The sequence below is a fragment of the Sphingobacterium sp. FBM7-1 genome, assembly GCF_020687765.1.
GTDB lineage: Bacteria > Bacteroidota > Bacteroidia > Sphingobacteriales > Sphingobacteriaceae > Sphingobacterium.
The window spans coordinates 92,050-104,615 of the sequence record NZ_JAJEWJ010000007.1; the positions used below are offsets into that span (position 1 = coordinate 92,050).

8 protein-coding genes are annotated in these 12,566 nt (G+C 43.7%); all 8 read left to right on the forward strand.

The features are described 5' to 3' along the window. The first annotated feature begins 7 nt into the window (after nt 1-7). The 8 genes from LKO28_RS12385 to LKO28_RS12420 are packed head-to-tail and all read left to right on the forward strand — an operon-like array spanning nt 8 to nt 12,528. The gene (locus tag LKO28_RS12385) at nt 8-1,588 is read left to right on the forward strand and encodes a RagB/SusD family nutrient uptake outer membrane protein (RefSeq protein ID WP_227695212.1); all 1,581 of its coding nucleotides are present in this window, start codon (nt 8-10) and stop codon (nt 1,586-1,588) included. Nucleotides 1,589-1,596: 8 nt separating this feature from the next. Next, nucleotides 1,597-2,391 carry a hypothetical protein gene (locus LKO28_RS12390; protein ID WP_227695214.1) on the forward strand — a complete coding sequence of 265 codons (795 nt, stop codon included), beginning with the start codon at nt 1,597-1,599 and terminating at the stop codon, nt 2,389-2,391. Further along, nucleotides 2,372-3,427, forward strand: coding sequence for a DUF5007 domain-containing protein (locus LKO28_RS12395; protein ID WP_227695215.1), 1,056 nt, complete (start codon nt 2,372-2,374; stop codon nt 3,425-3,427). The genes LKO28_RS12390 and LKO28_RS12395 overlap by 20 nt, the downstream gene beginning before the upstream one ends. Before the next feature lie 54 nt (nt 3,428-3,481). After that, nucleotides 3,482-6,682, forward strand: coding sequence for a SusC/RagA family TonB-linked outer membrane protein (locus LKO28_RS12400; RefSeq protein ID WP_227695216.1), 3,201 nt, complete (start codon nt 3,482-3,484; stop codon nt 6,680-6,682). A gap of 21 nt (nt 6,683-6,703) precedes the next feature. Next, nucleotides 6,704-8,224, forward strand: coding sequence for a RagB/SusD family nutrient uptake outer membrane protein (locus tag LKO28_RS12405; RefSeq protein ID WP_227695217.1), 1,521 nt, complete (start codon nt 6,704-6,706; stop codon nt 8,222-8,224). A 13-nt stretch (nt 8,225-8,237) separates the two neighbouring features. Next, entirely contained in the window at nt 8,238-8,969 is a 732-nt protein-coding gene (locus LKO28_RS12410; RefSeq protein WP_227695218.1) for a fasciclin domain-containing protein, read from the forward strand. A 24-nt stretch (nt 8,970-8,993) separates the two neighbouring features. After that, nucleotides 8,994-10,679 carry a DUF5124 domain-containing protein gene (locus LKO28_RS12415; protein WP_227695219.1) on the forward strand — a complete coding sequence of 562 codons (1,686 nt, stop codon included), beginning with the start codon at nt 8,994-8,996 and terminating at the stop codon, nt 10,677-10,679. A gap of 16 nt (nt 10,680-10,695) precedes the next feature. Continuing rightward, nucleotides 10,696-12,528, forward strand: coding sequence for a DUF4983 domain-containing protein (locus tag LKO28_RS12420; protein WP_227695220.1), 1,833 nt, complete (start codon nt 10,696-10,698; stop codon nt 12,526-12,528). The last annotated feature ends 38 nt before the right edge of the window (nt 12,529-12,566 follow it).

The window sequence follows — 12,566 nt, forward strand, 5'->3', positions numbered from 1 at the left end:
GAAAAAAATGAGCAACAGTCTTAAGTCAAATAAATACAGGAGCAGGTTTTGGTTGTGTATGCTTGCGTTGGTTTCGGCTTCCTGTAATAAAATAGTAGATATTGATGTGTACCACGCAGCGTCAGAAGAACAGCAGTGGAATAAGTTAGAAGATGCTCGCGCGGCGCTGATGGGCATTTATGGATTGACACGGGCAGCACTTGTTGAAAACAATGCACATTGGATCAATGGTGACCTGCGGGCGGGTGACTTTACCGTTACGAAGGGAGCATATAACGAATCGCAGCTACGTGCCGTAGTGGAAAACAAGCTGTCCAGGTCATATCCTGTGTTTGAACAATTGGCCAATTGGCGGCGCTTTTATGCGGCCATCAATGCTGCTGCCGTGTATATAGAGCGCGCCCCACAGATCGTAGACAAAGACAGATCCTATTCAGAGAGTAATTTGGAGTTGGATATTGCACAGGCAAGAGCTTTGCGGGCTTTCAACTATTTTTACATGGTTCGCATCTGGGGCGATGTACCCTTGATCACCAAGTCCTTTGACAATGGGTCATTTCGCGAGTTTCCGAAAACAGATGCGCAAACCGTCCTGAATTACGCGAAGAATGAACTGTTGGAGGTGCTACCTACCTTACCGTTTGAATTTGGCACTTCTTCCAATCAATACTATGGCCGGAATCCAGAGGAATGGCGAGGTATGGTCTTCAACAAACTGTGGGTATACGCCTGCCTCGCGCATATTTCAGCCTGGGAAGGGAATTACGCCGATGTAGAGACCTATACCAAATTTATATTGGATAACAATACGCATATTTCTGCCAACTTTACGCCGATCGAAAATCTGGTTTTGTCATCATCAGAAGGGTTGTTCAGCTCAGAAACCAATGCCTCTTTGAGGGGTTCAAAGATTATTGCTTTCAATTTTCCAGCAGTGAGTGACCGTCTGGTAGAGAATACACAGACAGGTCATATCGAGCAGCTTACATTGTCATATCCCTTTGTGCGAAAAGCCTACCCGGATATTTACGTGACGAAAGATAGTTTATATTCTATCTTCGATGACATGGACGATCTACGTTTTGGTGTGGATACGATAACATTTCTCTATCACACGAATTATGTGTATAATTTGAATGCCGATATTCCTGTTTTCAGTAAAATAAAAGTCGTAAAGAACGGTGTAACCGCCGACGGCGACTATGCTGTTTTTGGTTCCGCACTCGTGTTTACGCGTCTAGAAGAAATCAGCTTATTACGTGCCGAAGCGTTGGTTGCATTAAACCGAGGGGTAGAAGCAATCGCCCCCTATAATGCAGTGCGGCGTACAAGAGGTTTGAGAGACAAATCCTATCTGAAGGATTTTGAACAAAATGATACGGAACTTCTTCGTGCCATATTCGAAGAGAGGCGAAAAGAGCTTATTGGAGAGGGATGGCGCTGGTATGATTTGATACGCCGGCAAAAATTATTGAAAGACGATCCAGCCTTATTGGATTTGATCGAAAAAGGAGGGATCTATTGGCCTGTTGCAAATGAAGTGCTACAAGCCAATACACTGATTGAACAAAACAGCTATTGGAAATAAAAATAATTATGAATGTATTAAAATATATAGGGGCTATATGTTGTATGTTATCCCTGCTCATCGCTTGTAAAGACTATGATAGCGACTTTACAGATGTACCCCAAGCCGACGAAATAACCGTTTTCGATGGTTCTGTCTTGGACTATCTGGAACAAGGAAATCCGAATCGTGGACTAGACTTCGACTCCATGTTAGTTGTAATCAATGGTATCCCCGGGTTACGGGATTCTTTGGCGAAAGAAACTGGAGAAAGAACGATCTTCGCCGTGCCCAATATTTGCTTTCAGGAAGCTATGTTACGGCTAAACAATTATCGGGAAACAAAGGAAAAAGGAAGGAACTTGTACTTGCGGGATTTGTTGATAGAACCTTTTGTAGTAATCGAGGAACAAGAAGGTCCGACCCCCGATAGCGTTATTATTATCGAGCATCCCTACGACTATCGTCTACAATTGGACAGTTTAATGAGTCGATATATTTTTGAGGGCAGCTTCGATATGAAGACCTTGTCCGAATATACGAACGGACTGCATACCCAAGATTTTAAATTTGGATATCTCATGCATATCCTCTTCGAACGCCAGTATGCGTCCGGATTGGAGGATATGGGGAAAAGACGTTTGATACTGAGTGATAAAAACTACACATTGTTAGATGAAGGATGGGATAGGAGTGAAACCCAAGTCATCAATATTCAGACGAGCAACGGGTATATACATGTACTTTCAAATGGACATGAGTTTGGCTTCAGTAAATTAATTGCAAATTTTCAAAATTACGGAAATGAATACATTTATGATTAAGATAAATAAAGGTATAGGGGCGCTCGCGATACTGGTCTTTTCTGGATCATGTGTAGACCACTTTTTACCCGAAAGCTTGGACGCTTTTGACCCCGAGTCTGTTTTTACCGAAACGGTATACAGACCTCAACTTGGACGTACGACGCTGATGAGTAATAATTTCAATGCAGGAAATTCAACACTCCCTTTTACCTTTGAAATTTTGAACGTTAAGCGTTTTGATGGTTCCGATGCACCCGAATTGACGCAGTACTTTCCGGTAAAGGTTTGGAAAACACCTTATTTGGGCACCGAAACTTCTTTGCAGGAGATTGAATCGAAGCGTACCACAGAGTACCGCCCGCTCTTTCAGGTACGGAAGCATTCCGGTGAATTCATAGTGTGGGAGAATGCCAACTCTTCTTTTGTGTTATGCTCGCCCGATTCGAGTTACACCTTCGATGTGCTTGCCACTAATTCGGGTGGGTACGCCTATACGACTCGGATGCGTCTAATTCCGACGCGGGAGGTTGCTTATGAACCGAATAATGTAGATCTGAGAACCGGATTAGAAACCCAGGAATATGTGCATCCTTCGCTGATGCAGGGCGTTCGTTCATCCAACGAGGGATTTTTGTTGACGCCGGAGAATGTAAAAGTGTATTTTCGAGAAAACGAAGACACCGAGGCTGGAGCCAAAGCCCTCACCTTTCGTTTTTTTAAAGAGGATTACACACCGATTGACCCCAGCAAATTCAACCTGACGGACTGGGGCAACCTTGTACATGGTTTCAACATCGAGCGCACCGCCGAATATGTGCGATATACCGTCGCTTACCCCATTCCGTTGCTGAATGCAGTCTCTAGGTATACTAATATTACTGGCGATAGAGCACGGGTGCGCTTCGCCTATAACCGGGTGGGTTTATCCGGATTTCGGGAAGAATCCTATATGGAACTGGATTTTTCCATTTTCAAGGAAGGAAATTGGGAAATCATTTTTGTATTCGACGGCAACGGACCGCTCTTTACCGATGGCGTACGGACTGATAATTAAAATTTGGGGAAAATGAATAAAGCTATACGATATTATAAACGGACGTTTTGTTTTATGAAAAAAAATAAAATCTATCTTCTACCCTTGTTATTTTTTCTGGGTTTTATGCAGGCAGAAGCACAGGATATCACGATCCGTGGTGTAGTGATCGATAAAGACTCACAGGATTCTTTGGTCGGTGTGACCGTCGATGTTTATCAAGATGCAGCTGGAAAGCGCATGAGGGGGCGTACGACAACCACCAATGCGCAGGGACGTTTTGCTCTATCGGCACCTACTGGGTCAAGGATACGTGTTTCGTTGGTTGGTTACGATTCACATACGTTTACTGCGACATCGGAAAATCCGAATAGAAGAATATTACTGACGGCCGCACAAAACGAGATCGAGGAAACGGTAGTGGTGGGGTATACAACAAAAACGATTGCGGATAATACAGCCTCCGTAGTGGTCATCAAAGCAGAAGATCTGGTGGCTACACCGGCTGCTAATGTAATGGACTTGCTGCAGGGGCGAGTAGCGGGAATGAACGTCCAGTTAAATAACGGTACACCGGGAATGTCCGGTACATACACCATTCGTGGTATTTCTGATATTGGTGTGACCAGCAGTGGAGGCGATGTATTTCTCAATTCCTCCAATCCCTTATTTGTGGTGGATGGCATACCGCAAGAAGATGTGGGAGAGTTTAATGCGGCCGGATTATTGGACGGTTCCGGTATCTCTCCGATTTCCATGATACCCGTTGAGAATATCGAGACGATTCAGGTGTTAAAAGATGCGCAGGCAACGGCACAGTATGGTTCGCGAGGTGCTTATGGCGTAATTGTCATCACTACGAAACGTGGAAACTCGCCAACACCCAAGATAGATTACAACGGGCGATACAAAATGAGCACACCGCCGCGCCTACGTGATGTGATGGTAGGAATGACCGAACGGGACTCCCGTATTTACCAATTACTTAGTCACGATACATCGCGGTTTCACGGCTACTACGACATTCATGCTAACCCCATTCTATCGGATAGCTTAAACCCCTATTACAACAATAACACGGATTGGCAAAATGTCTTTATGCGAACAACGTATGACCACGATCATAATGTTCGTTTTTCTGGAGGGGACGGATCCTTTAACTACAATGTGAACGGAAATTATTTTCAGGAACGAGGGATTATCCGGAAAACAGGATTTGAACGGTACGGCATCTCGATGTTGATGGAATACCAGCCTTTCGAGAAATTTAGGATTATGGCACAAGCTGGTTCCACGTTGGGATTGAGCAATAAGGGCAGCGGTAATGCCCTCGGTCAGTCCGGGGTCGCCGGCGGAGCAAACGCATCATCTCTATTGCCGCCACCCTCTTTATACACGGCTTCCAATGATGTGTTAGGAGCGTTGTCCACTGATAATCAATCTACTTCTATAGGCTATAACGCCAATGTGCAAACGACTTACATACTGCCATATAACATTTCTTGGAACAGTACATTTTCTTTTAACTATTCAACGGATGACGTAGAAGTGTTCACCCCCGGTATTTTGATTGAAAATCGAGCGCGGAGTGGTTCCCGCATGGAATCCCGGAACTTTACCTCGTCTCATATCTATTTGAAATCCAGTGCTAGTTATGCCACACGTGTAAGTATGCTTAACCTAGGTTTGACGGTTGGAGGAGAAATTGATATGCGGAATAGCACAGGAAACAGCATTACGTTGGGCGGTTTGCCAAATGGTGTTTTGGGTCCCATCGGGCAAGACGCTTCCATATCGAGTGGCTACTCCACATTATCACGCAGTAACAATACAGTGGCTATTATCTTTGCCCCTTCTTTTGGTATTGCCAGCCAGATGGGGGCCGATAAGTATATATTTAATCCCTCTATTCGTCCTGAATTAAATTCGGCGTATGGTTCTAAAATGAAGGTAACGATCAACCCCAGCTTTGGTTTCAAATGGAACTTCTATGCGGAGAATTTTATGGAGAATATGGATTTTCTGAATTACGGAGCTATTCGGACTACCTGGGGGCGAGTCGTGCGATATAACGCAAGTATTTACGATGTATGGGGGTCTTATCTACTTAATGCAAGTGGGAATACCTATAACGGAGAAGCTTTTACGCCCATCGATTTCAGTACGATGCCAAATCCCGATTTGGACCCCGTCACCTCCACCACCTGGAATCTTGGCTTGGATTTGACGATGTTCGATCGTATGGTTACTGTTACCGGTGAGGTTTACTACAGACAGGTTGATAATCAACTAAGTGACATTGATTTGGTAGACCATAATAGTTTTGATCGAATCAAAAGTACAGATGTTAGTCTTGTAAATTATGGTCTGGAAATGGCTGTGGGGGTCACACCATTTAAACAATCAAGAGACTTTAGCTTGAGCGCCAATTTTGTTTTCGCACTCAATCAGGATGTCATTACGAGCTTGCCGGGGGATGTTAGACAGATTATTAGCAACAATGCGCAGGTGGTCAATAAACTTGGTGGAAACGCACTATCACATTACCTCTACGTCAATAAAGGAGTTTATGCGTATGATGAAGATGTACCCGTTGATCCTGCAACGGGCAGGCGATTAAGGGTCGGGGGCGTGGATGCTGAATCTGAACTGGCTTATTTTAGGGCAGGCGATCCCATATTTGTAGATATAAACGGCGATTATATAATTGATGAAAAAGATTTGACTATTGTCGGAAATTCGCAACCACGCATGACAGGTGGTATCAATATGAACCTACGGTATAAAGCCCTGTCTATGAACATCAATACCTCCTTCACGTTGCGGAGGGATATTATTAATGCGTCGGTCGCACAGCGTTTTGGATATTTTAATAACCCACAGGGTACTAACGCAACGGCAAACGGTGTACTTGTTCCTATCCGAGCTTACAATTTCTGGACACCTGATAACCGTATTGCCGAGTATCCCAATCCTTACGATTATACCCGCGTAAGTATTATGGATCCGTTCCGGGCAAACCAGACTCTATTTATGGAAGATGGTTCGTATTTTAAGATTAATGGTATTTCCTTTGCGTATGCACTTAACAGTAACGTTTTGCGTTTCCTGGGCGGTATTGAGCGCGTGAATATTACGGCCAGTGCCAATAATATCTATACTTTTTCCAAGTATTCCGGCATTAGCCCGGAAAGTGTAAACTCATTAGGTCACGACTTTTCTAGTGGTTATCCCAATAGCCGGACGTACACGGTTGGTATAAACATCAATTTTTAATCTGCTTAATTTAAATGAACGATGAAAGTTATAAAACAATATATATCCTACTTGATTTTGCTACTGTCCCTCTGTTACTTTACAGGCTGTAAGGATCTCATGAGGGTAAAAAGCGACGAAAGGCTTTCGGGAGATGAATTCTGGACTGAAGGAAATGACGCGAGTGTTGAATCCTTTACCTTAAGTCTATATAGTTTTTTTCGTGATGCCACGATGAGAGAAGCTGCCTTTATAGTGAATACAGGAGAGTTACGTGCGGCGCCCGTGGTACCTTATGGGACTGACGCCAATTACTATGTGCGGCATCTGGTAGCCAACAACCTCAATCAATTGATTAGTCAGCAGAACAATTATTTGGGAAGCAATATCACTCGTTGGAAAACCTTTTATAAAGTGGTACAATCCGCAAATATACTGCTTGAAAACATTGATAATGTACCCGGACTCTCCGAACAAAATAAGCGAGCATACCGTTCGGAGGCCATCTTTATGCGTAACCTTACCTATTTTTTCATGGCACGTGTGTTTGGTGACATACCCTATTACACCAATGCCCAAAATTATGAAGCACTTCCTCGGTCAAATATGGTAGAGGTATTGCAGGGCTGTTTGGCAGATTTGCAGACCATTATAGATGCCGATCCGAATTATCAATATATCCCCTGGACACAACCCGGGGCGAAAGCAGGTATCCGCCCGAATCGGGGCGCTGTGCTCTTGCTGATGATGCATATCAACATGTGGTTGGTGCGATTTGATGCAACCAGAGCGACAACTTATTACCAAAATACTGCCAATTTAGGTCGTACATTGATTGAAGATAACGGAGGAACCTACTATCTGTTGGATTTAGCCCGATCTAATGATATTTTTCGGGGCGGTACCGCGGAAACTCTTTTTGAGATCGTACAAAATATCAATACGAATGAAACCTTTCCGCAGAATGCTAATTATTCTAACTTATTCACGTACCGATATAGAGGATTAGGTATTAGTACGCCTTTACTTTATTACCAATCCAGATTTCTGCTACAACTTTATTCACCCGAAGAGGTGGATAATAGACGGGAAGCCTGGTTCGATGAGAACATCTATCAAATTGATGGTACATCAAAAGAAATGGTGAAGTTCCTCAACGCAGATGTATCGGGTACAACACCCACGTCGAATTCCGGAAATCAGATTGTGTTTCGTTATGCCGATGCCCTTTTATTGTATGCGGAAGCGCTAGCTGAGTTAGGTACAGATGATGGAAAGGCCCTTGAAATATTGAATACAGTGAGGGAAAGAGCTGGGGCTCCCTCAAGATCATCGTCCGGTGATGACCTTAAAGATGATATTTATTGGGAACGGGTGCGGGAGCTTATTGGCGAAGGACATTACTTCTACGACTTGATCAGAACAAGTAAAATACATGATCCCAACTATAGCTATCACCCCATGTCTCGTGTTGATTTCAATGCGGGAGGTTGGACCTGGCCCATACATCCGGACGCCTTTATTAATAATACAAAGATGACAGATAATCTATTTTGGAAATAACATACGTAGTAGCATGAAAAAGCAATTTAATAGTCTAAAGGTCATATTGCTGGCGCTTATCTGCCAGGTATGTGTTATATCCTGTCAGGATAAGAGCTATCTCGATGATGGTGGTACGGCCGACCCATACTACAATGGTACGATAATGCATTTTTTGGAATCTCGTCCTGATTTGTTTAAAGATCTGGTCGAAGTGATTCACTATGCAGAGATGGAGGACGTTTTTGATCGTGATGAAATTACATTTTTCGCCCCTACTGATTGGTCTATCCAACGAAGTATGGAGGAACTGAATAATTATTGGTACAATATGGAAGGAAAAGACAGTGTTTCGCAGATTACGCAGGTAAAACCCGAAGTGTGGAAGGAATTCCTTTCGCTTTATATCGTAAAAGATCGCTACGTGGCAAAGGATATCCCACAGTTGGATACAGTGGCCATGGATGCCTATCCGGGACAAGCGTACGTTTCACTGAACGGCCGTCCTATGAACATGGGTATTGTGTATCACGATGCTAACGGAATTAAGTATGCCGGTTATCGACAATTATTGTATTCCTATGTAAACGATTTTGTGAATAACGATTTGACTAATGCATATGTCGCCACATCTGATGTTCAACCCATCAATGGAGTAGTGCATGTATTGCGCTTTATCGACCACTACTTTGGTTTTAATGAATCTCTGTTTATCAGTAAAGCTGTTGCAGCGGGGATAGATCCCAAAAGTGAACAAGGGCGTTAATAAACTTTTAAAACCAATAGAGAGATGAAAACACATAACATACACAAATTACTTTTAGGGCTGATCTGTTTCTCGGCTTGTTGTTTGGTCGCGTGTGATGCAGAGATAGAAACGATAGGAGAAGATCCGTATCAGGGAGGGCGCGAGCCCCTGGGCATCGCTTTATCTAATAGAACGCCATCGCCAGAAGCAGCCTACCCTGGAGATGAAGTGACTTTTCATGCGAAGGGATTATTGGCGTGGGCGGAGCCCGAACAGAATCAATACGATTTTGAGTTTTTTATTGCTGATGAAAAAGTAGAAATCAAAACGGCGACAGATTCAACGATTACTATTATTATACCCCAAAATGTAAGTTCTGGAATTACTCATATTTTACTCCAAGGTCAAGTATTCTACGGGCCAAACTTCAGTGTTTTAGGCAATGTCCGAAAAGATCGGGAATGGGGACTGAAATCGGGAGTCAATGGTGCAATATTGAATTTTTTAGAGCATAATACACAAGCAAGGAGCTATTATTTATTGGGTGGTTTTTCGACCGTGGAAGAACAGCCTAGAACACAATTGGCTTACGTGTCGAATCGTGGTGTTCTTGCCAATCAGGTTTCTACATACTACAATGTAAGAAGACCCTTACGGCTAGCTGTCGGAACAGGAGGCATCTTTGATAGGAACCAAGAGACCTTATCCGCCATGTCTTATTTCAGTGATGGGCAGATATTGTTATCTGGAACCTTTAATGGTTATGAGGTAACGAGTACCGATAACTCATCCACCTATGCCGAGGTGAATAATATCACTATTTTGAACAATAATTTAACTTTAGACACCATGGTGGTGCAGGTGGTTCCCTGGGGAGGCTCGACCGAAACGACGAGGCCGGTACCTCGTTTTAATGGTGGTACCCTTCAGCCCATTATCCGTTCCTTCGTCACGCAGGATGGAAAAGTAATTGCGGTGGGGAATATCAACACGTATGCACAGGCAGACTACAGCAGATCGACTATCCTAGAGAATATATACAACTATTATACTGTGGCAACGGCCATCCGGATGGAACGCAACGGAAACCTGGATCCCGGATATCGTTCTGGTAATCCCATCGGTGGTGCAGGTATAACCGATGCCTACCTAGATCAAGATGATAGGCTGGTAGTCGTTGGTGAATTTACCGAATTCGATGGTGTACCCGCAAACCATATTGTGCGGTTGAAAACCGACGGTGCTGTGGATGAATCTTTTATGAATAATATTGGGACAGGTGCGAATGGTTCCATCAACATGGTGCGTTATAATAAAAATTTGGATAAAGCCGTCGTCGTCGGCAAATTCACAACCTTCGATGGCAAACCTAGGCAAGGCATAGCGGTATTGAATACGGATGGTTCTTTGGATGAAACCTTTGTTTCTCGTGAAATTACAGGTGGAAGTATCAACTTTGCCACGATACTGAATTCGGGTAAGGTGGTGATTTCGGGAAGCTTTCAACGTTACGACGGCGTAGCACGTCCAGGATTTCTGATCCTTGATGAAGATGGGACCTCGACACAGCGTTTTAATGTACCGGGCACCTTTATCGGACAGCTGTATCAGGCTGTAGAAACGCAAACCACCACGGGAAGCAATGGTTTGCTTTTAATGGGGAACTTCTCCCGCTTCAATGGCGAACCTGCGAACAATGTCGTGATGATCGAAGTAGATTTTGATTAAAAAATAACCCTAAAGAATGATGAAAATGAAAAGTTGTAGACTAATGAATGGGCTAAAGACGATAGGGAAAATAACCAGTTTAGCCATGCTAACTGTATGTTGCTTTTCCTCGTGTAATAAAAACTTTGAACGTGTGCTTACAGAAGATTATGGTGAATCCGGTACAAATTATCAACAAGGGAAGGTCTTGTTGATCTTGGTCGATGGGGCGGCGGGAAAAGCCGTCCAGCAAGCGGTTAACACCGCTCAGGCACCGCGGATACGGGGCTTGATCGATAATTCCATGTATACGTTTGAAGGATTAGCCGATTCGCGGACAAACTTGTCGAATATATCCAACGAACGAGGCTGGGCAAATTTACTGACGGGGGTCACCACCCATGAGGTAGGCGAAACAAAAGAGGATCTTGAAGATCTCGCCACGCCTACTTTTTTATCCTTACTAAAGACATCCCCGAAACAAATATCAAGTAATTTGTTTTCTGCGAATCAACATATTGTTTCCGCTTTGGAAGGAGATGTGGATAGGGGTGATCGCTTGACAAATGATGCAGCCGTTACCGATGCGCTTATAGATCAGATTTCGAATACGTCGGAGGAAATTCCGGATATTTCGATTGCACAACTGGAAGGGGTTCAGAAAAGTGGGAGTGCCGAAGGCTTTTACGATGATGCTGGTATACCGAAAGCCAATGTTATAGAGGCTATTCATATCGTCGATGGTCAGATTGGAGCGATGGTAGACGCCTTGCGGGAGCGTCCGAACTTTGCTAAGGAAAATTGGCTGGTCATTGTCACCTCCAATTACGGCGGCGTTTATACGGGTGACAAAGAAGAAGGAGACTTTTACGATGATCCAGAGCGAAATACTTTTACGTTGCTTTATAGTCCACGGTTGACATCAAGCTTACTTCAACCGCAGGCAGCGGAAATTCGGTATAATTATTTCAGCCCCTGGTATTCCGGTACGGGGGGCACAGACAATGCCATAGTGAAGGATGCGACGCTGTTTAATATGGGGTCAAGATCAAGTGACACAACTTCTTACACCATTCAATTTATGATATACGATACTTGGCCAAATGCTGGTGACGGACATACAATCTTATCCAAAAGGCCACGAGTGAATAACGGTCCAGGGTGGAATATCCGCATGAATTCCAGTGGGGGAAATGTGGCTGTTAATTTTGAAGGAAATTCAGCTTGGGGCGGCGAAAATTGGTATCAGATCCGGAAGAATAATCCCTGGCGAGTCTATACATATGTCTATAAAGAATGCGGGGAGATCGATTCGCTGTTTTGTTATTTAGATGGAGTTGAGTTTAGAAGAGAAAGATTATGGAATGATGAGATGCGAAATGACGAGCCGCTAACCATTGGAAAGATCGAGGGATCTAATTACGGCTTAAATGGACATTTCTTTGTAAATAATGTGCAATTCTATGATGTTGCATTGCCAGCAGATTACTTAGCAGCAAACTACTGCAAGACTGGTCTAGATAAAATTGATGGTTTCGAATATTGGGATAATTTGTTGGGCTATTGGCCTAACGACCGGGAGATCGATCACGGCGGAACCATCCTGCCAGATTACTCCAAGTATGGATCGGTCTATGGGGGGGAGAATGCAGGCCGTTCGGATATGGTTCTTACGAACCCTATATGGGAAACAGGCAGTATGTTGGATCCTAATGTATGTCCAAACCCAGACGACGCATTTTTTCGGGAAGTATTCAACACGGTAGATCTCCCCGTTCAGATCATGGCATGGCTGGGTATATCGGTGGATAGGCAATGGCAACTAGAAGGTTTGGGTTGGCCTTTACGATACAGGGTGTTAACGAATTAATGAATTTTTAGGTATCCAAATCTTACACTTACATTTTA